We start from the raw sequence: 25,675 nt of genomic DNA on the forward strand, positions 1-25,675 counted from the left end.
CCGAGCTCCGGAAGGACGGGCCCGAGGCCCGGGGCCGCCGCGGATTGGGGCCTGACCAGGCCACCCGTCTAAGGTGTTTCCTATGTCCCACGACGCATATTCCGCTCTGTCCGACGTCACGCGGCGGCGCATCCTCGAGGCCCTGCGCGGTGGTCCGCGACCCGTGGGCGAGCTGGTCACCGAGCTGCAGGTCTCCCAGCCCACGGTCTCCAAGCACCTGAAGGTGCTGCGCGACGCCGGGATGGTCGGAACGCGCCCGCAAGGGCAGAAGCGCTTCTACAGCCTGACGGCGCAGCCGCTCACCGAGGTCGTGGACTGGGTTGAGACCCTGATCGCCGCAGCCGCCACCGGGCCGGCGGAGCAGGACCCGCAGGTGGAGCAGGCTCAGCAGACGGAACCCGCAGCGCCGCGCCCCACCGCAGCTCCTGCCGCGGAGATGGATCCGGGGGCCCCGGAGGGCGACGACGACGCGGCCGGTGTCGAGGACGTCGCGCACGATCCGGAGGCGGATGGCTCCGCCCCCGAGACCGAGCCGGTGGCCGCCCAATCGGCCGAGAGCGACGACGACGCGGTCACCGCCTCTGCCAACGAGGCCTCCCGTGCCGGGACCACCGACGCCGCCCCGCTCCGGGCGGAACCGGACGAGCGAGCGCTGCCCTGGTTCACCGCGCGGGTGACGGAAATCACGGAAAAGGACGAGGGCGACGTCGTCGAGCCTGACGGCGAGGAGGCCGCCGAGGATGCCGGGACGGGGGAAACCGCCCGGGATTCCGCGGCGGCGGACGAGGCGCGGGATGCCGTCGACGCGGCGGAGGCCGAGAGCGGAGAGGGCTCCCCGGGACCGGAGGAGGAGGTTGAGCAGGGAGAGTCGCAGGTCACAGGGGATACCCTGGACACTGATGTCCACGCCGCGCCGGCCGCCCAGCTCGAGGCTGCGGACGGTGCCGAACCCCGCGACGTCGCGCCCCGCACCACCTCCCCGGAGGTGTTCACGAGTGAGAACGCCGAGCAGCTTCGGCCGCGCGGGGGAGCGCACCGCCGTCAGAGCGGTCTGCTGTCCACCCTGACGGGACTCCGGCGCCGTGGTCGTGGCACACGCCGCGACTGAGTGGTCATCCGCGAGAGATTCCAAGACGGCAGGAGAGACATGCACGAGAAACTGATCCCCATCCGACAGATCGTCACGGCGCGCAACCCGGGTGAGGCCGAGTTCCACCAGGCCGTGGACGAGGTCTTCGAGTCGCTGGGACCGGTGGTGGCCCGCTACCCGGACCTGCTGGACTCCGCCATCGTGGAGCGCATCTGCGAGCCCGAGCGCCAGATCATCTTCCGGGTGCCGTGGACGGACGACAAGGGCAAGGTGCACATCAACCGGGGCTTCCGCGTGGAGTTCAACTCCGCTCTGGGTCCGTACAAGGGCGGGTTGCGCTTCCACCCCTCCGTGTACCTGGGCATCGTGAAGTTCCTGGGCTTCGAGCAGATCTTCAAGAATGCCCTCACGGGCATGCCCATCGGCGGCGGCAAGGGCGGCTCGGACTTCGACCCGTCGGGTCGCAGCGACGCGGAGATCATGCGCTTCTGCCAGTCCTTCATGACGGAGCTGTACCGCCACATCGGCGAGTACACGGACGTCCCTGCCGGCGACATCGGCGTGGGCGGGCGTGAGATCGGCTACCTCTTCGGCCAGTACAAGCGGATCACCAACCGCTACGAGTCCGGTGTGCTCACCGGCAAGGGGCTGTCCTGGGGCGGTTCGCTCGTGCGCACCGAAGCCACCGGCTACGGCGCCGTGATGTTCGCCGAGGAGATGCTCAAGACCCGCGGTCTGGACCTTGAGGGCCGGGACGTGATCGTCTCCGGCTCCGGCAACGTGGCGATCTACGCGATCGAGCGCGCGCAGGCACTGGGCGCCAAGGCGCTGACCGCCTCGGACTCCAGCGGCTACGTGGTGGACTCCAAGGGCATCGACCTCGAGCTGCTCAAGCAGGTCAAGGAGGTGGAGCGCGCCCGCATCAGCGAGTACGCCGAGCGCCGGGGCCCCAGTGCCCGCCTGGTCACGGACGGCTCCGTGTGGGACGTCCCCGCAACGGTCGCGCTGCCGTGCGCCACCCAGAACGAACTCAACGGCCGCCAGGCCAAGCGGCTGCTGGAGAACGGTGTGGTGGCCGTGGCGGAGGGTGCCAACATGCCCAGCACCACGGAGGCCGTGCACCTGTTCCAGGAGTCTGACGTGCTCTTCGCGCCCGGCAAGGCCGCCAACGCCGGCGGTGTGGCCACCTCCGCGCTGGAGATGCAGCAGAACGCGTCCCGGGACTCGTGGAGCTTCGACTACACGCAGCAGCGGTTGCAGGAGATCATGCGCGGCATCCACGACCGCTGCGCCGGGACGGCCGACGAGTTCGGCATGCCCGGCAACTACGTGGCCGGTGCGAACATCTCGGGGTTCATCAAGGTTGCCCGCGCCATGGTGGCGCAGGGGATCATCTGAGGAAACATTCGTCCCCACAGCGGGGCTCTACGGCGGTTCGGCGGCGCCATGACGCCGTCGGACCGCCCCCGAGTTTAGGGTAGGGATCATGGCAACGCATCGAGAGGTTCTGCAGTGGCTCGAGAACGAGCTGTTCGACGGACACCTGGTACTGGGTCAGCGGTTGCCCACTGACAAGGACCTGGCCGCGATCTTCCGCGTCTCTCGCAGCTCCATGCGCGAGACGCTGAAGATCCTGGAGGCCCAGGGCATCGTCAAGCTCTTCGAGGGCCAGCACCGCAGTATCCTGCCCATCCTGGTGCGTGAACCGGCTGCCTCCGCGGGCCCGGCGCTGCAGCTGCACATGGCCACGTCCGAGCACCCGCTGCGGGACATCGTGCGCACGCGGGTGCTCCTGGAGACGGCGTCGCTGGAGAACGCCGAGCAGCGCAGCGTGCCCCGCGAGGAGCTGCTGGGGATCATGGAACAGATGGACCGGGAGGACCTCGGTCTCAAGCAGTTCCACGACCTCTACGTGAGCTTCCACATCGCACTCGTGAAGTCATCAGGCAACGCGGTGAACGTGGCCCTGTTCACAGCGCTACGGGACTCCATCTACGAGTACACGATGGCTCTGGTGGGCCACGTGCCGCTGTGGTCCACCACGTCCAGCCGCATCCGGGCGGAGCACCGCGCGATCGTGTGTGCGCTGGAGGCGGGGGACCGTACGCTCGCGGCGCGGCTCGTGGCGGAGCACATCGCCTACCAGTACGAGGAGGCGGGGGTGGATCCGGGGGACGCCCGGGCGACTCCGGCCGAGCCCCGCCCGCTCGAGCGCAAGGGCCGTTCGCGCCGCAGGCCTGCGACGATCCGCGGGACCAAGGCGACGGCCGAGCCCGGCGACCCGGACGACGTCGGCGGCCTTGACGACACCCACCGCGCCAGCGCCTGAGGTGCCCGTTTTCCAGCGGAACGGGGTCAGGCGGTAGGGTGGGGCGATAGTTTGCCGTTCATCGGAAGTTGCCCCTGAGTTCCAGGGGCGGTGCGGTGCTCCGGCGCCGCTCCACGCAAACACCACTGTCCAGACAACTGTGAGGGATCCTATGGGTTCGGTCATCAAGAAGCGCCGCAAGCGCATGTCCAAGAAGAAGCACCGCAAGCTGCTTCGCAAGACTCGTCACCAGCGCCGCAACAAGAAGTAGTCGCGCGCCTCGTGACAGGCCCCGTTCCTCACCGGGAACGGGGCCTTCGTCGTGCCTGGGTGTGCAGGGCGAGGTCCGGGCACGACGCCGCCCGCGCCCTGCCCGCGGTGCGTAGCATGGGCGCCATGTCCTCAGAACACCCCGCCCCCTCAGAACTCGTGCGGCGTCGGGCTCCGCTGCTGTCCGGCGTCGACTGGACCCGGAAGCCCCCCGCGCACACTGTGACCCTGCTGGGCAGGCCGGGCTGCCACCTGTGCGAGGACGCGCGAGAGATCGTGGTGGCCGTGTGCGCGGAGACGGGCAGCGGCTACGAGGAGCGGGACGTCACGGCAGACCCGGACCTGTTGCGGGACTACGGCGAGCACGTGCCCGTCGTCTTCGTGGACGGTGTGGCCTGGGACCGCCTCCGGGTGGACGCCGACCGGTTGCGCGCCGTGCTCTCCTGAACCGTCCAGCGGGCTCACGGATTGGGGCGTTCCCAGGGCTTTTGAGACACTGGAGACATGCCTTCAGCGACCGTCCACCTCCTGCGCCACGGCGAGGTCCACAATCCCGAGCACGTGGTCTACGGACGACTGCCGGACTTCCACCTGTCCGAGAAGGGCGCCCGGATGGCCGAGGCCGCCGCAGCCGAGCTGGCCCGGCGCGTCCAGGGCGGGGAGCGGATCGTGCACCTCGCGGCGTCGCCCCTGACCCGCACCCGCGAGACCGCCGCCCCGGTGGCCCGCGAGCTCGGCCTGGACGTGCACACGGACGAGCGGCTGATCGAGCCGGCCAACCACTTCGAGGGCCTGCACGTGACCGGGCGCGAACTGGCCAAGCCTCAGCACTGGCCGTTCATGCTCAACCCGCTGCGCCCCTCCTGGGGCGAGCCCTACCGCAGCCAGGTGCAGCGCATGACCGAGGCCGTCCGCGAGATCGCGCGGGAGGCCGCGCGCCGCGGGGGCGACGGCGCCCAGGCAGTGGCCGTCTCCCACCAGCTGCCGATCTGGCTCACCCGGCTCTGCGCGGAAGGTCGTCCGCTGCCCCACGACCCGCGCCGCCGGGAATGCAACCTGGCCTCGCTGACGTCCCTGACCTTCGACGACGTCGACCGCCCCGGGGTGCCCGGCGTGTCCTACAGCGAGCCCGCAGCACATCTGTATTCAGGCGTCAATCAGCTTCCCGGCTCATAATCGGTGTCCCATCCCTCGACCTTTCCTCAGGTGCTGTCCCCGTGAATCCTCTGTTCCGCTCGCCCTCCCGCCCTGCCGCACGAGTCCGTGCGCGCACGGGGCTGGTGGCCGTGGTGGCCGCGCTGGGCCTCGCGCTCGCGGGCTGCTCCACGACCGACGACAACCTGGCGCAGCAGGCGAACGCCGGGGGCGACAAGGGCTACGTGGCCGGGGACGGCTCCGTGAGCGAGTACGCGCCCGCGGACCGCGGTGAGCCGGTGGCCTTCGACGCCGAGATGTTCGACGGCAGTTCGGTGACGGCCGAGAGCCTGCGGGGCAGGCCCGCCGTCGTGAACTTCTGGTACGCCGGGTGCGCGCCGTGCCGCGCTGAGGCCCCGGACCTCGTGGCCCTGCACGGCGAGTACAAGGACCAGGCACAGTTCCTGGGTGTGAACCTGCGCGACCAGCGCGCCACCGCGGAGGCGTTCGAGCGCAACTTCGGGGTGGACTACCCCTCCGCGAGCGACCTCAACGGCGCGGTGCTGCTCGCCCTGAGCGACTACGTCCCGCCGCAGGCCGTGCCCACCACGCTGGTGCTCGACTCCAAGGGCCGGGTGGCCGCCCGCGTGCTGGGCAAGGCGGACAAGTCCACGCTGGACGCGCTGATCAAGGACACGGTGGCCGAGACCGCATGAACGGCAATCCCTTCGCCGAGGTCATCCTCGACGGCTCCCTGATTGCTGCGTTGCCCGTGGCACTGCTCGCGGGCTTCGTCTCCTTCGCCTCACCGTGTGTGCTGCCCCTGGTTCCCGGCTACCTGGGCTACGTCACCGGTCTCACCGGCGCGGACCTGCGGGAGCAGCGGCGCGGGCGGGTGCTCACGGGCGTGGTGCTCTTCGTGCTGGGGTTCTCGCTGGTCTTCGTGGTGATGTCCGTCGTGCTCGCCCAACTCGGTGCGTTTGCATGGTTCCTGGGGCAGCGCTGGATCATGGTGGTGCTCGGGCTGCTCGTGGTGCTCATGGGCATCGTCTTCCTGGGCGGCCTCTCCTGGTTCCAGCGGGACCGCAAGATCGAGCGCCGCCCGCCGCCGGGACTGTGGGGTGCGCCCCTGCTGGGCATGACCTTCGGCCTCGGCTGGGCGCCGTGCATCGGCCCCACGTTCGCGGCCGTGCAGGCCCTGGCCTACGTGGACGGCGCCTCGACCGGCAAAGCTGTGGTCCTCACTGCCGCCTACTGCCTGGGTCTCGGAGTCCCCTTCGTGCTCATCGCCCTCGCGCTGCGCCACGGGATGGGCGCCATGTCCTTCTTCCGCCGCCACCGCCTCACCCTGCAGCGCATCGGTGGCGGGGTGCTCGTCCTCATCGGGCTGGCCATGGCCACGGGTGTGTGGTCGGCGCTGGTGTCCTGGGTCCAGTCCGAATTCGTAACCGATTGGGTGATGCCGATATGACCAAGGCGCCAACACCGCGTGAGCGGAAGGAGCATCGCACGTCCGTGGAGGTTCCCGCACTGGGGCCCGTGGGCATGGCGCGCTGGGCGTGGCGGCAGCTGACCAAGATGTCCACGGCACTCGTGCTGCTGCTGCTGCTCGCGATCGCGGCGGTCCCGGGCTCGCTCTTCCCGCAGCGCGTGCAGGATCCGGACGCCGTGGCCGACTACATCAAGGCGAACCCCGTGATGGGGCCCTGGCTCGACCGGTTCCAGCTCTTCGACGTCTTCTCCTCCTACTGGTTCTCCGCGATCTACCTGCTGCTGTTCATCTCCCTGGTGGGCTGCGTGATCCCGCGGGCGTTGCAGCACTTCAAGGCGTGGCGCTCCAAGCCGCCGCGCACTCCGCGCCGGATCTCGCGGCTGCCCCAGTACCGCAGGGTCATGCTGGGCGGGCGTGACGGCGCCGAGGCACCCACCCCGGACAACGCGATCGAGCAGGCTGCGGCCGCCCTGAAGAAGCGAGGCTACCGGGTGCAGGTGCAGGACCTCGGCACCGGGGCGCCGTCGGTCGCGGCCGAGCGGGGGATGCTCAAGGAAGTGGGCAACATCCTCTTCCACGTGGCGCTGCTGGGCGTGCTGATCTCCGTGGCCGCCGGCTCGCTGTTCGGGTACAAGGGGCAGAAGGTGATCGTGGAGGGGGAGTCTTTCGTGAACACCCTCGTGGACTACGACTCCTTCAACCCGGGCACCAACTTCAACGCGGACTGGCTCAACCCGTTCTCGGTCACCCTGAACTCGTTCGAGGCCACCTTCAACCGGGACACCGCGGACCCGGACCACTACGGCCAGCCCACCGACTTCAACGCGGACCTCACCGTCAGGGACTCGCCCGGGGCCACCCCGCAGGACGTGAACCTCGCGGTCAACAAGCCGCTGAACGTGGACGGCACCAAGGTGTACCTGGTGGGCAACGGCTACGCCCCGGTGATCCGGGTGAAGGACGGCAACGGAGACGTCGCCTACGAGGGTCCCGTGGTCACGGTCCCCTCCGACTCCGTCTACACGTCCTCCCTGACACTGAAGGTCCCGGACGCGCGCCCGGACCAGCTCGGCTTCGTGGGGCTGCTGCTTCCGACGGCGGTGTCCCAGGACGGTTCGATCCCCAAGTCCGTGGACCCCGCACTGAACAACCCCGCACTGATCCTCTCCTCCTACACCGGGGACCTGGGACTGGACGGCGGCCAGCCGCAGAACGTCTACGTGCTGGACACCCAGGGGCTCAAGGAGCTGAACTCGATGTCCAGCTCCAACGGGCCCATCCTGCTGGACGGCCAGCACCGGAAGGTGGACCTCCCGGACGGAAACGGCAGCATCGAGTTCCTGGACGTCAAGCGCTACGTGGGCCTGGACGTGCACAGTGATCCCGGGCGGATCCCCGCGTTCGTCTCCTTCCTGGTGGCGTTCGGCGGGCTCATCATGAGCCTGTTCATCGCACGCCGCAGGGCCTGGGTGCGGGCCACGGAGGCCGAGGACGCCCAGGGTGTCCGGTGTACTGTTCTGGAGTACGGACTTCTGGCGCGCGGCGAGGACCACCGCCTCGGCGCGGAGGCGGAGAAACTGACGGCTCTGTGGACGTCACTGTGGGAGGACCGCGGAGTGCGGGAGTACCACCTGAAATCGTCGGATAAGGCGTGAGGCAATGGGCAGCGACATCAATGTGACCTTGGGCAACTGGAGCGAGTGGTTCATGCTCCTGGCCGCGATGACCTACATGGTGGTCTTCGTGGCGTTCGTGTGGGACATGGCCTCCCACTCCAAGACCCTCGGACTGAGGGAGGAGGAGCGCGCCCGGAAGCGGGCCGCCGCCGAGCGGGACTCCCGCGAGCTCGTGGGGGTTGGCGCGTCGAGCAAGGCTGCGGCCTCCGCTGGTGCGGGGTCCTCGGCCACCGTGAGTGGTTCCGCCGAAGAAGGCGCCGCGTCCGCTCGCACTGCCGAGCTGGGCGCCCCGGGCGAGTTCCGCACCTCTGCGGAGAGCTCCACGAAGGGTGCGGGCGAGTTCGAGGCCCTGAACTACACGAAGGGCGCGCGTCGCCCGGCGGCCCGCGTGGCTGTGATGCTCATGGTCATCGCCTTCGCGCTGCACGTCTTCGCGGTGGTCTCCCGCGGCGTGGCCGCGGACCGGGTGCCGTGGGCCAACATGTACGAGTTCTGCAGCACCGGCGCCATGGTGGTCGCGGGCGTGTACCTGGTGACGCTGATCTTCAAGGACCTGCGCTTCGTGGGGCCCATGGTCTCCGGTCTCGTGCTCATCATGCTGTGCCTGGCGACGATCGCGTTCCCCACCCCGGTCTCCCCGTTGCAGCCGGCGCTGCAGTCCTACTGGCTCATCATCCACGTCTCCATCGCGGTGGCCGCCTCCGGCATCTTCACCATCACGTTCGCCATGGCCGTGCTGCAGCTGCTGCAGTCCCGCCGCGAGAAGCGCCTTGCCCTCGGACAGGAGTCCCGCATGGGCTTCCTGCGCGCGGTCCCCAGCTCCGTGACGCTCGAGAACTTCGCGTTCCGGCTGAACTCCGTGGGCTTCGTGTTCTGGACCTTTACCCTGGCGGCCGGTGCCATCTGGGCGGACCAGGCCTGGGGCCGGTTCTGGGGCTGGGACACCAAAGAGGTCTGGACCTTCGTGGTGTGGACCGTCTACGCGGCCTACATGCACGCGCGCGTGACCCGCGGCTGGAACGGCAACCGCTCCGCGTGGCTCGCGATCGCCGGGTACATGTGCGTGGTCTTCAACTTCACCGTGGTCAACACGCTGTTCCCGGGCCTGCACTCCTACTCGGGGCTGTGAGTCCTCGCGGCCTGTGACCGCCGGGCGCCCGGCGCGTCCTTGCGAGGACGACGCCGCCCGCGTCCGTCACACACACGGAGAGCCCGCTTCCGCACACTGTTGCGGAGGCGGGCTCTCCCACGTGGTGGGACGGTGCCGGGGACTACTTCTCCGGCGCTCCCGGGGCCGGGTCCTGCGGATCCGGAGGGGTGCCGTCTGTTCCTCCGTAGCGGGGGTCCATGGGGTCCAGGGGCTCGTCCACCACGGGGCGGGCACCGGGGGCTCGGCCCGTGCGCTTGAGCTCGTTCTCCCAGTCCTGCAGTCGGCGGGCCTGCTCCTGCTGCCTGCGGCGCTCCTCGAGGTTGCGCAGGAACTGGGGGTCGTCATCGGGTCCGCGGCCGCGCTGGGCCTCGCGGACTGCTTCGTCCGCGCGGGGGCGGCCGAAGAGCAGCCAGAGGACGGCGCCGACCACCGGGAGCAGGAGGATCACCAGCATCCACGCCCACTTGGGCAGCGACCGCACGTCGTAACGCTGCGACTGCGCGCACCCGATGAGCGCGTAGATGATGACGCCCACGGCCAGTGCGCCCGCTCCGATGATCATAATTGCCCTGCCCATGCCGATCATCTTAGGGGAGTGGCCACCCGTGCACTCACCGGTGTCGCGGCCTCGGGGAGCATCCAGCGCGGCCGCCTAGACTGGGCCCGTGAACTTCTTGAAGTATTCCCTGTTGCGCCTGGGCATCCTGGTGGCGCTGTTCGTGCTGTGCCTCTACCTGGGCCTCGGGCTGGTCTTCTCCGGGATCGCGGCCGTGATTGCGGCGTTTGCTGTCTGCTACATCTTTTTTCCCAAGCTGCACTATGCGGCCGGTCAGGACTTCCACCGGTTCATCTCGCGCTCTCCCAAGCCGCAGAACCGCGTGGCGCTGGAGGACCAGGAGTACGAGGACTCCTACACGGACGCAGAGGCACGCAAGGACGTCTGAGAGGTCCGGGCCCGCAACACCTCGCCAGCTCCACCCTGCTTCGACACGCGTCGCCGTGTCACGGCAGAGGGGAGCGGCTGGCGCCGTCGTAGCTCTGCAGCGGCTCAGCCCACGTACTGGAAGACGAGCACCGCCACGGCGTACAGGACGGTGACGCCCAGGCTGATGAACCCGCACTGCTTGAGCACGGGGATCAGACCGCGCCGCTCGGTGCTCTTGAGCACGGTGATCGCGGCACCCACCGCCAGGGGGCTCATGGCGTAGACCAGCAGCACCCACGGGTTGTGGGGGACGGTCAGCAGGGGCAGGACCATGCCCACGAACAGCTCTGCGGTGAACGCGAGCCGGGCTCGGGGGTCGCCGAGCCGCACCGCCAGGGTCCGCTTGCCGACCACTTCGTCACCGGGGATGTCCCGGATGTTGTTGGCCATCAGCAGGGCGCACGCGAAGAGGCCCGTGGAGATTGCGAGCACCCAGGAGTCAAGGTTCAGGCGACCCGCCTGCGTGATCGTGGTGCCGAGGGTGGCCACGAGTCCGAAGAAGATGAAGACGAAGATGTCTCCCAGGCCCATGTACCCGTACGGTTTCTTGCCACCGGTGTAGCCCCACGCGGCCGCAATCGCCAGCACGCCGACGACGCCGAGCCACCACTGCCCGGAGAGCGCCACGAGGGTCACCCCGGCCACCGCGGCGAACCCGAAGCACGCGAAGGCGGCGAGCTTGACCTGTCGCGGCGTGGCCGCCCCGGAGCCGGTGAGGCGCAGGGGGCCCACGCGCTCGTCGTCGGTGCCGCGCACGCCGTCCGAGTAGTCGTTCGCGTAGTTCACGCCGATCTGCAGCAGCAGGGCCACGAGCAGGGCCAGGACCGCGGGGACGAGGTGTGCCGCGTGCAGCGCCTGCGCGGCGGCGGTGCCGGCGATGACCGGTGCCGCGGCCATGGGCAGCGTCCGCAGACGCGCCCCCTCGACCCACTGAGCTGGTGTGGCCACGGTGCAACAACCTTTCGAGGACGGAAGACGAGTTCCCCTCATTGTTCCACGTGCTGTGCACGCGCACACGCCGAGGAGGGCTGGCGAGCGCCAGCGGCCATCGCGGGTGGCTGTGGGGTCGGAGAGCCTGGGGGAGCGCGCAGGGGGACTCAGGTGGGAGGTGGCCTCTGCTGCCCGGTGTGCGGGCCCGGGGTCAGGTCGCGAGGCCGTCCGTGAACAGCGCGGCGGCCGCGGCCCGGTCCGGCTTTCCGGTGGGCAGCATGGGCAGCTGCGCCACGTGACGCCAGAGCTTGGGGACCGCGGGAGCACCGAGCGACTTGCGCACGGCTGCGGAGAGCTCGCGTTCGAGCGCCGCCGCGTCCGTTCCGGGGCGGGAGGCGAGCACCGCCGCCACGCTCTGACCCCACTGCGGGTGCGGCACCCCGGTCACGAGGGCCTGGCGGACCCTCTCGTCCGCCTGCAGAGCGCGGGCGACCAGCCCGGCGGAGACCTTCACGCCTCCGGTGTTGACCACGTCGTCCGTGCGGCCGAGCACCGACAATGTCCCGCGTTCGTCCACGGCACCGAGGTCGTCCGTGCGGTACCACCGGAGGCCGTCCATCACGCGGAAGTGGGCGGCGGTCTGCTCCGGGTCGTCCAGGTATCCCTCCGCGACGACGGCTCCGCCCAACCAGATCCGTCCCTCGCCGGCGGCGGTCGCGTCGTCGGGAAGCAGGCGGACGTCGACGGCGTCCAGGGGCGCGCCGTCGTACACGCACCCCCCGCACGTCTCGGACATGCCGTAGGTACGGATCACGCGCACACCGGCCGCCGCGGCGCGCGCGGCCAAGTCCGGGGTGAGCGCGGAGCCGCCCACGAGGACGGCGTCAAAGCGCGCGAGAGCGGCGACGGCGCGGGGGTCCGCCGGGCCGTCAGCCGGGTCCAGGATCCGCTGCAGCTGCGTCGGAACCACTGAGACGTAGCGGACCGGGTGGTCCATGTCCTCGGCGGCGTCCGCGAACGCGGCGGAGGTGAAGTGCTCACCGGCCATGACCACCGGGCTCGTCCCCGCGAGCACCGAGCGCGCCAGCACCTGCAGACCGGCGACGTAGTGGGCGGGCAGGCACAGCAGCCACTGGCCCGGCCCGGACGTCGCTCGCTCGGTGGCACGCCCGGAGGCATCGAGCGCCGCGGTGCTCAGGACCGTCTTCTTGGGCCGGCCCGTGGATCCGGACGTCGCCACGACCACCGCGGGCCCAGGCCGGGACAGCACCGTCTCCAGGCGGGGCAGCAGGTCGAGCGGGTCTCCGGCAACGGGACCGTCGAGCAGGACGACGTCGCCCGGCAGGGACTCCCGCGTGGGCGCCGTCAGAGGGGTGCCAGGAAGCGGTGACACGGTGCGCCCCCTCAGAAGTAGTAGGGGAACGCGGACCAGTCAGGGTCCCGCTTCTGGAGGAAAGCGTCGCGGCCCTCGACGGCCTCGTCCGTCATGTAGCCCATGCGGGTGGCCTCGCCGGCGAACACCTGCTGGCCCACCATGCCGTCGTCCGGGAGGTTGAACGCGTACTTGAGCATGCGCACGGCCTGCGGGGACTGCGAGGTGACCTTCCGGGCCCACTCCACGGACGTGGACTCGAGCTGCTCGTGCGGGACCACACGGTTCACGGCACCCATCCGGTGCATGTCCGCGGCGGAATACTCGTCCGCGAGGAAGAAGATCTCCCGGGCGAACTTCTGGCCCACCTGGCGCGCGAGCAGCGCTGAGCCGTAACCGGCGTCGAACGAACCCACGGTGGCGTCCGTCTGCTTGAACTTGCCGTGCTCCGCGGAGGCGATCGTGAGGTCGCACACCACGTGCAGGGAGTGCCCGCCGCCGGCGGCCCACCCGGACACCGCAGCGATGACCACCTTGGGCATCGTGCGGATCAGCCGCTGCACCTCCAGGATGTGCAGCCGGCCGGCGCGGGCGGGGTCGATCGAGTCCGCCGTCTCACCCCCGGCGTAGTGGTAGCCGTCCCGGCCGCGGATGCGCTGGTCGCCACCGGAGCAGAAGGCCCAGCCGCCGTCCTTCGAGGACGGCCCGTTGCCCGTGAGGATCACCGCGCCCACGTCCGAGGACATGCGGGCGTGGTCCAGCGTGCGATACAGCTCGTCCACGGTGCCGGGGCGGAACGCGTTGCGCACCTGCGGGCGGTCGAACGCGATGCGGACCCAGGGCAGGTCCCGCACCACGGAGCCGTCCGCGGCGCGCTCCACGCCGCGGTGGTAGGTGATGTCCTCGAGCTCGGCGAAGCCCTCCACGGGACGCCACTGCTGGGGGTCGAAGATCTCGGACACCCGGTCCGGAAGTTGCGCGTTGGTCATGGGTACCACTGTAGGACGGGGCAGGGGCACCGGAGGCTGCGGGAGAGGGGTGAGGTGCCAGGGCCAGACCGTGAGTGACCCGCGGGTAGACCGATACGGGCACTATGTACTTACAATGAGACAAGTTAGTCGGGCTGATCCGGGAGAGTCATGTCGTTTCCATCCACCGTCACCATCGACAGAGCCTCGCCGGTGCCCCTGTACCATCAGCTCGTCCACGGGATCGAGTCCGCGATCACTGAGGGCGAGCTGCAGCCGGGGACCATGCTCGAGAACGAGCTGTCCCTCGCGAAGACCCTGCACCTCTCCCGCCCCACGGTTCGCAAAGCCATGGATGAGCTGGTTCGCTCGGGGCTGCTCGTGCGCAAGCGCGGGGTGGGTACTCAGGTGGTGGCGTCCGAGGTGCGCCGCCCGGTACGGCTGACCTCCCTCTACGACGACCTCGCCCAGGACGCCTCCCGACCCTCCACCGAGGTGCTGTCCCTGAGGGAGGTCTCCGCCCCCGAGGAGATTGCCCGCACGCTGAATATCACGGAGGGTGCGCCGGTCTACCACCTGCGGCGGCTGCGCGGCCGCAACGGCAAGCCGCTCGCAATCATGGAGAACTGGGTGTCCCCGCAGATCGCTACCCTCGAGCGGGAGGAGCTCGAGCACAGCGGCCTCTACGAGATCCTGCGACGGGAGGGCGTGAACTTTCGGGTGGCCACCCAGAAGATCGGGGCTGCCGTGGCGTCCGCCGAGCAGGCGAAGCTGCTGGGCACCTCGGAGGGTTCTGCCCTGGTGACGATGTCCCGCACGGCCACGGACGACATCGGTCGCCGCGTGGAGACCGGACGGCACCTCTACCGTGGGGACTCCTACTCCTTCGAGCTCACCCTCTCCGCGTAGCCCGGTGCAGGCGTGCGGAGAGAGGTGTGCGGCGTCGTCGTCGCCCGCCGTGACTCGAACCTCGCCACCCGCGACCCGTGCGAACGCGGCGACCGCACCGAGGCTTGTTCCACCCATGAAAGGAACGACCGATGACTGACTGGTTCTACCCCGCAGGAACCGCGGCCCAGGCGCCGTGGGATCTCTCGATCGGCGGGCACGACTCGCGGCTGGACGTGCCCGGCTGGGAGCACACCGGGCTGCGCACGGTGACGCTCGGTTCGGAGCCCGTGACACTGGAGGCCGCCGCGGAGGAGCGCATTGTGATCCCACTGGAGGGGGACGTGGCGGCGGTCGTGGCCGGTGAGAGCTACGAGCTCGACGGCCGTGAGTCCGTCTTCCACGGGCCCACGGACGTGCTCTACACGGGCGTGCAGAAGTCCCTGGAGCTGCGCGGTGAGCACGGCACCCGCGTGGCCGTGGCGAGCGCCCCGGCCAGCCAGGAGTACCCCACCCGGCTGGTCCGCAGGGACGAGGCTCCCCTGGAGCTTCGCGGTGCAGGCAACTGCTCGCGCGAGGTCCGCAACTTCGGCACTCCGGCCGCGCTGGAGGCGGACCGGTTCATCGTGTGCGAGGTGCTCACCCCGGCCGGCAACTGGTCCTCCTACCCTCCCCACAAGCACGACGAGGAGAAGGAAGGGCAGGAGACCCGGCTCGAGGAGATCTACTACTTCGAGACCCGCGTGACGCCGGACGCGCCTGCCGGGGCCACGGACGCCATCGGCTACCAGCGTGTCTACGCCTCCGACGAGCGGCCCATCGACGTCAACGCGGAGGTGCGCACCGGTGACGTTGTGCTGGTGCCCTATGGCTGGCACGGCCCGGCCATGGCCCCTCCCGGCTACGACATGTACTACCTGAACGTGATGGCGGGGCCGGGCCCGGTGCGCGAGTGGCTGATCAGCGACGACCCCCACCACGGCTGGGTGCGGCAGCAGTGGGCCGAGGCTGACGTGGACCCGCGTCTGCCCTTCGGCGGGTGGTCCCACAGTGCTTCCTGACCTGACGGTGCTCGCCTGGGCGGGGCTGGTCTGCGGGGCCCTGCTCGTGGGGTTCTCCAAGACCGCCCTGCCCGGAATCAATACCCTCGCGGTGGCGCTGTTCGCCGCGATCCTGCCCGCCAAGGCCTCGACCGGGGCGCTGCTCGTGCTGCTGCTCGTGGGCGACTGCTTTGCGCTGTGGAACTACCGCCGCCACGCGCACTGGCCCACGCTGGTGCGGATGATGCCCGCGGTGATCGTGGGCCTCGCGGTGGGCGGCGTGTTCCTCGCGTTCGCCGGGGACTCGCTGGTGCGCCGGGTCATCGGCATCCTGCTGATCCTGCTCATGGGGATCACGCTGTGGCAGCGCCGTGCGCGGCGGAAGGCGGAGGAGGCGGTGGCCGGTGACGCTGCGGGGGACGACGGCGGTTCGTCCGGTTCCGGGGTGGCCCCGGGTTCCGGGGCAGCGTCCGGTTCGGGCGGGGCGTCCGGGGTGACGACCGGTTCGGGAGCCGGAGACGGCGAGGTCGTCGCGTCGTCCGAGGAGTCCCAGGGTGCCACTCGCCTCACCGCGGCCAGCTACGGGGCCCTCGGCGGGTTCACCACGATGGTCGCCAACGCGGGCGGGCCGGTGATGTCCATGTACTTCCTGGCCGCACGGTTCCCCAAGCACGCGTTCCTGGGGACCGCCGCGTGGTTCTTCGTGACCATGAACCTGCTCAAGGTCCCGGTCTCGGTGGGCCTGGGGCTCATCACCACCCGTACCTTCGTGCTGGACGCGGTCCTCGTGCCCGGCGTGGTGGTCGGAGCGCTGGTGGGCAAGTGGGCCCTCGCCCGGATCGCGCAGAACGTCTTCGACACCGCCGTGATCGCGGTGACCCTGCTGGGAGCGCTGTACCTGCTGGTGTGAGGGGGTGTCAGCTCGTGACACCCCTTGACGTGGTCTTCACCACCCCTGGATGATTGTTCGGACATACTAACAACCGAATCATTGAGTGAGGATCGCCATGAGCACTGAGGAACTGTCCGTTGCCGTCATCGGAGCCGGCATGGCCGGGCGCGCCCACGCCTACGGGTACCGCCAGGCCGGTTCCATCTACAGTTCGGACTTCCCGAAAATCCGGCTGGCGGCCGTCGCGGACGCCAACGTGCCGCTCGGGGAGGACGCCACCCGGCGGTACGGCTTCGAGAAGACGTACTCGGACTGGCGCCAGGTGGCGGAGGATCCGAGCATCGACGCCGTGAGCATCGTGGTGGGCAACGCCCTGCACCGTGAGATCGCCCAGGGGCTGCTGGAGTCCGGCAAGCACGTGCTGTGCGAGAAACCGCTGGCGGGCAACCTCGAGGATGCGCAGGCCATGGTGGAGCTCGAACGCCAGTACGGTGCGAGCACGGACTCCTCCGGGCGTCCCCTCGTGACCGCCACGGGGTACACCGTGCGCCGTACGCCCGCGCTGAACGCCATCCGGGAACGGCTGGAGAGCGGAGACTTCGGCCCGGTGAGCAACTTCATCGCCACCTACCTGTGCGACTACTCGTGCGACCCCCGCGCGCCCATGTCCTGGCGCTACAAGGGAGCACCCGGCTCGGGTGCGCTGGGAGATCTCGGTTCGCATGTGATCGACACGGGCGAATTCCTCAACGGCCCGATCACCGCTGTGCGCGGGGCCTTCATGGACACGATCCACAAGGAGCGTCCCCTGCCCGTGGGCAACGTGGTGGGACACGCCCACGCGGAGGTCTCGGACGAGGTGGAACCCGTGGAGAACGAGGACTTCCTCACGTTCACCTGCACGTTTGCCAACGGAGCGATCGGCACCTACACGATCTCCCGCGTGGCCTTCGGCTCCCCGAACGGGCAGAGCTACCAGATCGCCGGTCCCCAGGCGCACGCCTCGTGGCGCATCGACAAGCCGGCGGAGTTCGAGTACGACGACGCCCAGGCCGGTTACCAGACACGCGGACCCCGGCGCGTGCTCATCAATCCGCAGACGCCGCTGTTCGCGAACTCCTGCGCGATGGACGCTCCCGGCAACGGCTGGAACTACAACGAGAACTTCGTGATCCAGGCCCGCGCGTTCCTCGGTCAGGTGCTCGGGGACACCGGTGGGTTGCTGCCGTGCGCGTCCTTCGCGGACGGGCTGCACACGCTCGAGATCATCCAGGCCATCGCGGACTCTGCGGCGCAGGGCGGCAGGGAAGTATCCATCGGCCGCTGATCCCGCGCCCCATGCCAGAACGCCCGGCCCGCTGACAGCGGGCCGGGCGTTCTTCTGTGCGGGGGAGTGCGCTACTTCTTGCGGACAGTGAAGATGGCGCCCGTGGTGACGTCCTCCTCGACCGCCTCCAGCGAGCGTCCACGGGTCTCGGGAAGGAACTTCCACATCACCACGGCAGCCACGGCGTTGACGGCGGCGAAGCTGAAGAACGAGCCGTTGATGCCGATGCCCGCGATCAGGGACGGGAACACCCAGCTCAGGGCGGCGTTGGCCATCCAGAGGCAGAAGACCGCGAAGCCCATGCCCACCGCGCGCATGTGCAGCGGGAAGATTTCCGAGAGCAGCACCCACGTGGCCACGTTCAGGAACGTCTGCATGGAGCCCACGAAGCACACGACCAGCACCAGGATCACGAACGGACGGGCCGCGTTGCCCTCCGGGAAGAAGGCTGCGGACAGCCCGATCAGCAGGTGGAAGATGGTCACCAGAACGTAGCCGGTGATGATCGTGGAGCGGCGGTTGATCCGCTCCATCATCCAGAGGGCGATGAACCCACCGACCACGGCGATCACGCCCGGGGCGATGTTGGCGATCAGGGCGGCGTCCGCGCCAAAGCCGGCATCGCGCAGGATGATCTGGCCGTAGTACATCACCGAGTTGATGCCGGTGAGCTGCTGGAAGACGGCCAGGGCTACGCCCACGAGCAAGATGCGCAGCAGCCACTTGTTCTTGAGCACCGAGGAGATGCCTGTCTCGTGCTCCTTGGCCTCGAGCTCGCTCACGCGCTCCACCTCGCCCATCTCCGCCTCCGCGCGTTCCCCCGAGCGGACGGTCTTGAGCACCTCGAGGGCCTCGTCGTAGCGGCCCTTGGAGATCAGCCATCGGGGGGACTCCGGCATGCGCAGCATGCCGAAGAACAGGAAGATCGCAGGAATGGCGCACACCGCAAGCATGATGCGCCACACGCCGTCGAGGTGGCCCAGCGTGTTGCCGAGGATGGCGTTGACGGTGAACGCCGCGAGCTGACCGATGACGATCATCAACTCGTTGCGACCCGAGAGGGATCCCCGGATTTCGTAGGGGGCGAGCTCGGCCAGGAAGACCGGAACCACGGTGGAGGCGCCGCCCACGGCCAGACCCAGGAGGAAGCGACCCACCAGCAGCGCGGCCAGGCCGGGGGCGAACACGCAGGCCAGCGTGCCGAGGAAGAACAGGACGGCTAGCAGCAGGATCGTCTTGCGGCGGCCCCAGCCGTCCGAAAGACGCCCGATCGACACGGCGCCGATGGCGGCGCCGACGAGCAGCGTGCTCGTCACCGTGCCCTCGGTCTTTTCATCCAGGCCCAGTTCCTCCGACATCGGCAGCAGCGCGCCGTTGATCACGCCGGTGTCGTAGCCGAAGAGCAGCCCGCCGAACGTGGCCACGAGGGCCACCATGCCGAGACGTCTGGTGTGCGGGCCCTGGGTCAGAGGAGGAAGTTCCTTGGTCCCGGGTCTGTCGGCCGTGTGGCCTGCGGGTGGGTGGTGCGACATGGTGGCTCCTTTGCCTGTCAGCCGGTCAGCGCTCGCTGGTGGCCTCGTTGATCTTCTCTTGCATGGTCTCCAACTGGTAGCGGGAGACCTCGGGGGCGTTCTCGTTCTCGGCGAAGACGCTGGAGACCATGACCGTGTCCGGGTTGTCCAGGAACCCGATCTCCGCGAGACCCGAGAAGAACTCGTCCCAGTTCACGTCCCCGTCACCGATCTTCAGGTGCTGGTGGACGCGCACGGGGTTGCCGGGAGGATTGGTGATGTAGCGCAGCCCGTGGGAGCGGTGGTGGTCCATGGTGTCCGCCACGTGGACCACGCGCAGCCGCGAGCCGGCCGCACGCATGATCTCCAGTGGGTCGTCCGCCATGTGGAAGGTGTGGCACGCCACGTACGTGAGGCCGATGCTCGGGGAGTTCAGGCCCCGGATCACCCGCCACGCGTCCAGTCCGCGCTCCACGAAGTCGTCCGGGTGCGGGTCGATCGCCACATTGAGACCTTCGCGTTCGATGATCGGCAGCAGCTCCTCCATGGAGCGGTAGAAGCTGTTCTCGGACTGCTCGTAGCGCTCGGGGCGCCCGGAGAACTCGGTGTTCAGCTGCGTGACGCCCAGGTCCACGGCGATCTGGATCACGCGTTTCCACTTACGCACGGCTGCCTCGCGCTCCTCCTCCACGGGGGAGGACCAGCGCAGCACCGGGAGGATGGAGGCGATCTGCACGTCCGCTCCCTTGAGGGCCCGCGAGAAGTCTGCGAGCAGCTGGTCATCCGCCTTGGGGTGGGTGAAGAACGGAATGAAGTCCTGGTGCGGGGTCATCTGCAGGTAGTCGTAGCCCAGGTCTTTGACCACGCGGGGGAACTCCAGCAGCGAGTGCGTGGAGTGGAAAGGGGTGGGGTCGAGCGCGACTTTCACGATGGTCTCCTCAGTGCCAGTCTCAGTGTCGGTTCGGACCGCTCAGCGGTACAGCTCCGGCTTCTGCTCGAGCTCCACGGCCACGGTGGTCCCGGGTTCTGCGACCGCGCGAAGGCCAGCCTCGCAGCACGCCGCCGCGGCGTAGCCGTCCCACGCGTCAGGGCCCGCCACCTCGCCGCGCAGGCAGCCGTCGATCCAGTCCTGGACCTCGGTGTCGTACGCGTCCACGAACCTCTCCTCGAAACCGGGGTACACCTGGTCCACGCCCTCGTTCAGGTGGATCTTCTCGAAGGAGGCGCGGGTGGTCACGGCGTAGCCGTACTGCGCGGTGACGTGGGTGTTCACCGAGACGCGCACCCCGGAGCCGGTGTCCATGAGGATCTGAGCGGGATCCTGCAGCCCCTCGGTGGTCACGTGGCAAGAGTTCTTGCCCGTGCGCACCTGCACGGAGGCGATTTCCTCGCCGGTGAGGAAGCGCACTCCGTCGAACTCGTGGACCACGGTGTCGTCGATGAGGTTGCTGCCCGTGTAGCCGGCGGGGACGCCCGGGTTGATGTGCTCGCAGTCCAGGGCGAGCAGCTCGCCGTGCTCCCCGGAGGCCACGGCCTGCTGGATGCGCTGGTAGCCGGCGTCGAAGCGGCGCATGAACCCCACCTGGATGAGCTTGCGTCCGATCGCGGACTCGGCCTGCACCACGCGCCACGCGGACGCGGAGTCCGGGGTCAGGGGCTTCTCGCACAGGATCGGCAGCCCCTGGGTGATCGTGGGCAGCAGGACGTCCTCGTGCAGGAAGCCAGGTGTGGAGATCAGCACCGCGTCCACCTCGCCGGATGCAATGGCCTCGGTGAAGTCGGTGTACACGCGCGCGCCGTCGATGCCCTCCACGGCGGCGCGCGCCCTGGTTTCGTCGATATCCACGATTGCCGCGATCCGCGCGCGCTCCATGCGGTGGTGGATGCGCTCGATGTGGTCCGATCCCATGCGTCCTGCGCCGATGACGGCGATCCTCAGGTCTTCGCTCATGGTGTCAGTGGTCCTTTCGGTGGAGTCAGTGCTAGCTCTGCCGCAACGGTACGGGGCAGGAGTGGGGGCAGTGGCGCCTCAGGCCACCGTGGCGCGCGAGCCGCACGAGAGCAGGTAGTTGCACGTGCGGGATGCAATGGGCAGGGGGTCGTCGAAGTTGGCCACGGGGTACATGTCCTGCTCCACGATCCCGAACAGCGGCCGCCCGAGGTGCTCGGCGTGCTCGATCACCTCGCGCAGGTCCGGCAGGCCCTGCGGTGGCTCGCACATCACGCCCGCGGCGGTGGCGTCCTTGAAGGTCATGTCCTCGGCCCGGACCCGGGCGAGGACGTCAGGGTGGACCTGCTTCAGGTGCAGGTAGCCGATGCGCTCGGGGTGGTTGCGGATCAGCTCCACGGAGGAGGCCCCGCCGTACTCGGCGTGGCCGGTGTCGAGGCACAGCGTGACCAGGGAGGGGTCGGTCATCGCCAGGAACTTCTCGATCTGGGGCATGGTCTCCACGTGGGAGTCGGCGTGGGAGTGGAACTGCTGGAACAGTCCGAACTCCTCCTGCAGCGTGCGGCCCAGGCGGTCGTGGCCCGCAGCGAGGTCCTCCCACTGCCGCTCGTTGAGGGTGCGTTCCTCCACGGCCTCACCGGTTTTGTCGTCCCGCCACAGGGCGGGGATCACGACGACGTGCTTCGCGTCCATCGCGGCCGTCAGCTCGGCGACGCGGCGGGCGGGCTCCCAGGCCTCGTCCCACGTGCCGGCACCGCGGTGGAACGCCGTGAAGACGGTGCCAGCGCTGATCTTCAGGTCCCGGGCCTTCAGCTCCCGCGCGAGGGTCTCGGGATCGGTGGGCAGGTAGCCGTAGGGGCCCAGCTCGATCCATGAGTAGCCAGCCTCCACGACCTCATCGAGGAAGCGCTGCCACGGCGTCTGCTTCTCGTCCTCCGGGAACCACACACCCCAGGAGTCGGGGGCGGTGCCGATGATCAGCTCGTTCTCGCTCATGCTGGAATCACGCTTTCGTCGTCGATCGTGGCCCTTTGGTGCTTGGGGCCGCTATTCATCCGTATGTTAGGACATAGTATCAATCACCGGTGTGATGTGCGATACCTCGGGGAGTTCTCTGCCATGTGACTCACGGCTCCGGCCATGGGAGGCCGAGGTGAGCCTCACGGCGGAGGAAGAGGTGCCCCGGTGCCCCCCCCGCAGTAGCGGGGGGCACCGGGGCACCGTGCTTCAGAGGAGCGGACCGGTCAGTGGTCCCCGCTCGTGGGCATGCTGAAGGATGCCCCGGAGATGCTCTCGGGCTCGGGGAAGCGCTGCGTGACCACCTTGCCACGAGTGTAGAAGCGGATTCCGTCCGGACCGTAGACGTGCAGATCCCCGAACAGCGAGTTCTTCCAGCCGCCGAAGGAGTGCCACGCCACCGGCACGGGGATCGGCACGTTCACGCCGATCATCCCCACCGTGACCTTGCGCTGGAACGTGCGCGCGGCCGCACCGTTCTGGGTGAAGATCGCGGTGCCGTTGCCGTACGGGTTCGCGTTGATGACCTTGATGGCCTCCTCGAGGGAGTCCACCCGCAGCACCACGAGCACCGGACCGAAGATCTCCTCCTCGTAAGCGGACATCTCGTGGCGGACCTTGTCGATGATCGTGGGTCCCACGAAGAAGCCATCCTCGTGGCCGGGGACCACGAGATCGCGCCCGTCCAGGACGAGAGCCGCGCCGTCCTGCTCCGCCTCGGTGATGATGCGTGTGATGCGCTCCTTGGCCTGCGGGGTGATGACCGGGCCCATGTCCGAGCCCTTCTCCATGCCGTCGCCCACAGTGACGCCCTCGCCCAGGGCCTTGACCCTTGCGATCACCTGGTCAGCGGCGTTGCCGACCGCCACGGCCACGGAGATGGCCATGCAGCGCTCGCCGGCGGAGCCGAACGCGGCCGCGTTGAGGTGCTCCGCGGCGCTGTCCATGTCTGCGTCGGGCATGATGACCGCGTGGTTCTTGGCACCGCCCAGGGCCTGCACGCGCTTGCCGTTCTGCGTACCTGTTTCGTAGACGTACTTGGCGATCGGGGTGGAGCCCACGAATGAGATCGCGTCCACGTCATCGTGGGTCAGCAGGCCGTCCACCATCTCCTTGCCGCCGTGCAGCACGTTGAACACGCCGTCCGGCAGCCCGGCCTCCTTCCACAGCCGCGCCATGAGAAGGGCGGCGGAGGGGTCACGCTCGGAGGGCTTGAGGATGAAGGTGTTGCCTGCGGCGATCGCGACGGGAGCCATCCACAGGGGGACCATCACCGGAAAGTTGAACGGCGTGATCCCCGCGACCACACCGAGGGGCTGGCGGAACGAGTAGACGTCGATGCCCGTGGAGGCCTGCTCGGAGAACTCGCCCTTGAGGTGCTCGGAGATGCCGCACGCGAACTCCACGACCTCCAGGCCGCGGCCCACCTCGCCCTTGGCGTCCGAGAAGACCTTGCCGTGCTCGGAGGTGATGATCTCCGCGAGCTCGTCCGTGTGCGCGTGGATCAGCTCGCGGAACGCGAAGAGCACGGCCGTGCGCTTGGCGATCGAGATGTCGTTCCAGGATTCGGCGGCCTTCCGTGCGGACGCGACGGCGGCCTTCAACTCGTCCTGCTCGCCGATGTGCAGGGTGCCGGTTACCTTCCCGGTGGCGGGGTTGTAGACGTCCTGGCGGGCGTCGCCGGCGCTGGGGACCTCGCGGCCGTCGATGAAGTGCAGGATCTCAGTGGGCATGTGCTTCTCCTAACCGAGCAGCGGACGCTGCGTGGACTTCTGGGCTTGGTACGTCTGGTAGGCCTCCTGGGTGGAGGCGAGTTCGGAGACTCCCGTGACGGGGACGTCCCACCAGGACTCGGAGGACGGTGCGTTCGCCTCCAGGAGGGTGTCCACGTGGATGAGCACGGGCCCGGATCCCTCGGGCAGGGCCTTGGCTCGGGCCACGGCCTCCGAGAGGTCCGCCCCCACGTTCTCCCCGGGGTTCACGCGGATAACACGCACGCCCAGGGACTCGGCGTTGGTCGCGAGGTCGATGGGCAGGGTGTCCCCGTGGTCGAAGCTGTGCTCGGCCTCGTCCAGGTAGCGGTACTTGGTGCCGAAGCGCTGCGAGCCCAGGGACTCGGACAGCGCGCCGATCGAGGCGTAGCCGTGGTTCTGCAGCAGCACCACGATGAGCTTGAGGCCCTCGGCCACCGCAGTGACCAGTTCCGTGTGCATCATCAGGTACGAGCCGTCGCCCACGGTCACGACGACGTCGCGGTCCTCGCCGTGGTCCAGCACGGCCCGCTTCACGCCCAGCCCGCCCGGGATCTCGTATCCCATGCAGGAGTACGCGTACTCCACGTGGTAGCCGTACGGGTCCTTGACGCGCCACAGCTTGTGCAGGTCACCGGGCAGCGAGCCGGCCGCGCAGATCACGACGTCGCGCTCGTCCATGGCCTCATTGACCCGGCCAATGACCTCGTTCTGGGACATCACGGGTCGGAAGCGCTCGGCGAAGGCCTCGTCCGCGATCCCGTCCCAGCGCTGCTTCTCGCGGGCGACCTCGGCGCTCAGCGCCTCGCTCACGCGGATGCCCTCCGTGGCGCGGTTCAGTGCGACGAGCGCCTTGCGGGCGTCCGCCACCATCGGCACGGTGGAGCCGTGCTTGAATGCGTCGAAGCTCGCCACGTTGATGTTCACGAAGGAGACGTCCGGGTTCTGGAACGCGGTGCGCGAGGCAGTCGTGAAGTCCTCGTAGCGCGTCCCGATGCCGATCACGAGGTCCGCGTCCCGCGCAATCGCATTCGCCGCAGTGGACCCGGTGGAGCCCACGGCTCCCAGGCACTGGGGGTGGTCCCAGTCCATGACGCCCACACCGGCCTGCGTGTAGGCCACCGGGATGCCCGTGGCCTCGGCGAAGCGGCGCAGCTCGTCCTGCGCGAACGCGTAGGCCACGCCGCCGCCCGCGATGACCACGGGCTTGCGAGCGGCACGGATGCGCTCGACGGCGGCGCGCACGTCCACGTCCTCGGGCTCCGGGCGGCGGATGCGCCACTCGCGCGGCGCCAGGAACTCGTCCGGGACCTCCACGGCCTCAGCCTGCACGTCCTGCGGAAGCGAGATCACCACGGCACCCGTCTCCACGGGGTCCGTCAGCACGCGCATGCCGTTGAGCAGCGCGGAGAACACCTGCTCGGGGCGCCACACACGGTCGAAGTAGCGGCTGACCGGGCGGAACGAGTCGTTGACCGTGACGTCGTACGCGTCCGGGCGCTCCAGCTGCTGCAGCACGGGGTCCGTGGCGCGGGTGGCAAAGACGTCAGAGGGCAGCAGCAGCGCCGGCAGCCGGTTGGTGGTGGCGAGCGCCGCGCCGGTGACCATGTTCGTGGAACCCGGCCCGACCGACGTCGTCACTGCGAAGGTCTGACGACGCCGCGTGTGCCGCGCGTAGCCCACAGCCTGGTCCACCTGGGCCTGCTCGTTACGGCCCTGGTAGTAGGGCATCAGCTCCGGCTCGAGCTCCTGGAACTGGCGCAGCGCCTGCCCCACACCGGCCACATTGCCGTGCCCGAAGATGCCGAACGTGCCCGGGATCGTGCGCTCGCGGAACCGCTCGCCCGCGATCTCGTCCACCGTGTACTGGTTGCCCAGGAACTTCACCACGGCCTGGGCGATCGAGAGCTTCTGTGTCATGTGTCG

The 25,675-nt window shown here is 69.2% G+C and carries 25 protein-coding genes; 15 read left to right on the forward strand and 10 right to left on the reverse strand.

What is annotated here, in order from left to right; all coding sequences use genetic code 11:
• Positions 1-82: 82 nt before the first annotated feature.
• From ABD264_RS06980 to ccsB, 10 genes are all read left to right on the forward strand, one after another.
• On the forward strand, positions 83-1,108 hold the full coding sequence (locus ABD264_RS06980) for a metalloregulator ArsR/SmtB family transcription factor (RefSeq protein WP_344205143.1): 1,026 nt from the start codon (positions 83-85) through the stop codon (positions 1,106-1,108).
• A 39-nt stretch (positions 1,109-1,147) separates the two neighbouring features.
• Complete coding sequence (gene gdhA / locus ABD264_RS06985) at positions 1,148-2,488, forward strand: NADP-specific glutamate dehydrogenase (protein WP_094395057.1); 1,341 nt, start codon at positions 1,148-1,150, stop codon at positions 2,486-2,488.
• An 88-nt stretch (positions 2,489-2,576) separates the two neighbouring features.
• Complete coding sequence (locus ABD264_RS06990; RefSeq protein ID WP_244944722.1) at positions 2,577-3,419, forward strand: FadR/GntR family transcriptional regulator; 843 nt, start codon at positions 2,577-2,579, stop codon at positions 3,417-3,419.
• A gap of 151 nt (positions 3,420-3,570) precedes the next feature.
• Entirely contained in the window at positions 3,571-3,669 is a 99-nt protein-coding gene (locus tag ABD264_RS06995) for a 30S ribosomal protein bS22 (RefSeq protein ID WP_005504750.1), read from the forward strand.
• A 125-nt stretch (positions 3,670-3,794) separates the two neighbouring features.
• Entirely contained in the window at positions 3,795-4,115 is a 321-nt protein-coding gene (locus ABD264_RS07000) for a glutaredoxin family protein (RefSeq protein ID WP_144940831.1), read from the forward strand.
• A gap of 57 nt (positions 4,116-4,172) precedes the next feature.
• The gene (locus tag ABD264_RS07005; RefSeq protein WP_295108230.1) at positions 4,173-4,844 is read left to right on the forward strand and encodes a histidine phosphatase family protein; all 672 of its coding nucleotides are present in this window, start codon (positions 4,173-4,175) and stop codon (positions 4,842-4,844) included.
• 41 nt (positions 4,845-4,885) lie between these two features.
• A complete protein-coding gene (locus ABD264_RS07010) occupies positions 4,886-5,518 on the forward strand; it encodes a TlpA family protein disulfide reductase (RefSeq protein WP_425554297.1) in 633 nt (210 codons plus the stop codon).
• Entirely contained in the window at positions 5,515-6,273 is a 759-nt protein-coding gene (locus ABD264_RS07015; RefSeq protein ID WP_126874503.1) for a cytochrome c biogenesis CcdA family protein, read from the forward strand. The genes ABD264_RS07010 and ABD264_RS07015 overlap by 4 nt, the downstream gene beginning before the upstream one ends.
• Complete coding sequence (resB, locus tag ABD264_RS07020; protein ID WP_344205148.1) at positions 6,270-7,949, forward strand: cytochrome c biogenesis protein ResB; 1,680 nt, start codon at positions 6,270-6,272, stop codon at positions 7,947-7,949. The genes ABD264_RS07015 and resB overlap by 4 nt, the downstream gene beginning before the upstream one ends.
• Positions 7,950-7,953: 4 nt before the next feature.
• Positions 7,954-9,099 (forward strand): c-type cytochrome biogenesis protein CcsB, encoded by a 1,146-nt coding sequence (gene ccsB / locus ABD264_RS07025; RefSeq protein ID WP_260983262.1) that lies wholly within the window; start codon positions 7,954-7,956, stop codon positions 9,097-9,099.
• A 142-nt stretch (positions 9,100-9,241) separates the two neighbouring features.
• Here ccsB and ABD264_RS07030 read toward each other — a convergent pair whose 3' ends face one another.
• On the reverse strand, positions 9,242-9,697 hold the full coding sequence (locus tag ABD264_RS07030) for a PLD nuclease N-terminal domain-containing protein (RefSeq protein ID WP_144940819.1): 456 nt from the start codon (positions 9,695-9,697) through the stop codon (positions 9,242-9,244).
• Between the two features lie 88 nt (positions 9,698-9,785).
• Between ABD264_RS07030 and ABD264_RS07035 the strand changes: the two genes are divergently transcribed.
• A complete protein-coding gene (locus ABD264_RS07035) occupies positions 9,786-10,064 on the forward strand; it encodes a DUF4229 domain-containing protein (RefSeq protein ID WP_094395048.1) in 279 nt (92 codons plus the stop codon).
• Positions 10,065-10,168: 104 nt separating this feature from the next.
• Here the strand turns inward: ABD264_RS07035 and ABD264_RS07040 are convergent, their stop codons facing one another.
• The 3 genes from ABD264_RS07040 to ABD264_RS07050 form a co-directional block, all read right to left on the reverse strand.
• Positions 10,169-11,053, reverse strand: a complete 885-nt coding sequence (locus ABD264_RS07040) for a 1,4-dihydroxy-2-naphthoate polyprenyltransferase (RefSeq protein ID WP_344205152.1) — start codon at positions 11,051-11,053, stop codon at positions 10,169-10,171.
• Between the two features lie 193 nt (positions 11,054-11,246).
• Positions 11,247-12,428 (reverse strand): AMP-binding protein, encoded by a 1,182-nt coding sequence (locus ABD264_RS07045; RefSeq protein WP_295108225.1) that lies wholly within the window; start codon positions 12,426-12,428, stop codon positions 11,247-11,249.
• Positions 12,429-12,439: 11 nt separating this feature from the next.
• On the reverse strand, positions 12,440-13,396 hold the full coding sequence (locus ABD264_RS07050) for a 1,4-dihydroxy-2-naphthoyl-CoA synthase (RefSeq protein WP_144940810.1): 957 nt from the start codon (positions 13,394-13,396) through the stop codon (positions 12,440-12,442).
• Positions 13,397-13,546: 150 nt separating this feature from the next.
• Here ABD264_RS07050 and ABD264_RS07055 point away from each other — a divergent pair, with 150 nt between their 5' ends.
• From ABD264_RS07055 to ABD264_RS07070, 4 genes are all read left to right on the forward strand, one after another.
• The gene (locus ABD264_RS07055; RefSeq protein ID WP_144940806.1) at positions 13,547-14,284 is read left to right on the forward strand and encodes a GntR family transcriptional regulator; all 738 of its coding nucleotides are present in this window, start codon (positions 13,547-13,549) and stop codon (positions 14,282-14,284) included.
• A gap of 131 nt (positions 14,285-14,415) precedes the next feature.
• Positions 14,416-15,324, forward strand: a complete 909-nt coding sequence (gene iolB, locus ABD264_RS07060; protein ID WP_144940803.1) for a 5-deoxy-glucuronate isomerase — start codon at positions 14,416-14,418, stop codon at positions 15,322-15,324.
• Positions 15,314-16,213 (forward strand): sulfite exporter TauE/SafE family protein, encoded by a 900-nt coding sequence (locus tag ABD264_RS07065; RefSeq protein WP_303104409.1) that lies wholly within the window; start codon positions 15,314-15,316, stop codon positions 16,211-16,213. The genes iolB and ABD264_RS07065 overlap by 11 nt, the downstream gene beginning before the upstream one ends.
• A gap of 97 nt (positions 16,214-16,310) precedes the next feature.
• Positions 16,311-17,522 (forward strand): Gfo/Idh/MocA family protein, encoded by a 1,212-nt coding sequence (locus ABD264_RS07070; RefSeq protein ID WP_303104407.1) that lies wholly within the window; start codon positions 16,311-16,313, stop codon positions 17,520-17,522.
• 71 nt (positions 17,523-17,593) lie between these two features.
• On the opposite strand, the gene ABD264_RS07075 is transcribed toward ABD264_RS07070, so the two are convergent.
• The 6 genes from ABD264_RS07075 to iolD all read right to left on the reverse strand — a co-directional run bounded on the left by ABD264_RS07075 (position 17,594) and on the right by iolD (position 25,669).
• On the reverse strand, positions 17,594-19,054 hold the full coding sequence (locus ABD264_RS07075) for a sugar porter family MFS transporter (protein WP_303104405.1): 1,461 nt from the start codon (positions 19,052-19,054) through the stop codon (positions 17,594-17,596).
• A 25-nt stretch (positions 19,055-19,079) separates the two neighbouring features.
• Positions 19,080-19,961, reverse strand: coding sequence for a sugar phosphate isomerase/epimerase family protein (locus ABD264_RS07080; RefSeq protein ID WP_303104404.1), 882 nt, complete (start codon positions 19,959-19,961; stop codon positions 19,080-19,082).
• Between the two features lie 42 nt (positions 19,962-20,003).
• Positions 20,004-20,984 carry a Gfo/Idh/MocA family protein gene (locus tag ABD264_RS07085; RefSeq protein ID WP_303104402.1) on the reverse strand — a complete coding sequence of 327 codons (981 nt, stop codon included), beginning with the start codon at positions 20,982-20,984 and terminating at the stop codon, positions 20,004-20,006.
• Between the two features lie 78 nt (positions 20,985-21,062).
• The gene (locus ABD264_RS07090) at positions 21,063-21,977 is read right to left on the reverse strand and encodes a sugar phosphate isomerase/epimerase family protein (RefSeq protein ID WP_303104400.1); all 915 of its coding nucleotides are present in this window, start codon (positions 21,975-21,977) and stop codon (positions 21,063-21,065) included.
• A 248-nt stretch (positions 21,978-22,225) separates the two neighbouring features.
• Positions 22,226-23,731 (reverse strand): CoA-acylating methylmalonate-semialdehyde dehydrogenase, encoded by a 1,506-nt coding sequence (locus ABD264_RS07095; protein WP_303104398.1) that lies wholly within the window; start codon positions 23,729-23,731, stop codon positions 22,226-22,228.
• Between the two features lie 9 nt (positions 23,732-23,740).
• Complete coding sequence (gene iolD, locus ABD264_RS07100) at positions 23,741-25,669, reverse strand: 3D-(3,5/4)-trihydroxycyclohexane-1,2-dione acylhydrolase (decyclizing) (protein ID WP_344205158.1); 1,929 nt, start codon at positions 25,667-25,669, stop codon at positions 23,741-23,743.
• Positions 25,670-25,675 lie beyond the last annotated feature (6 nt).

The organism is Kocuria salsicia (genome assembly GCF_039532055.1).
Taxonomy (GTDB): domain Bacteria; phylum Actinomycetota; class Actinomycetes; order Actinomycetales; family Micrococcaceae; genus Kocuria; species Kocuria salsicia.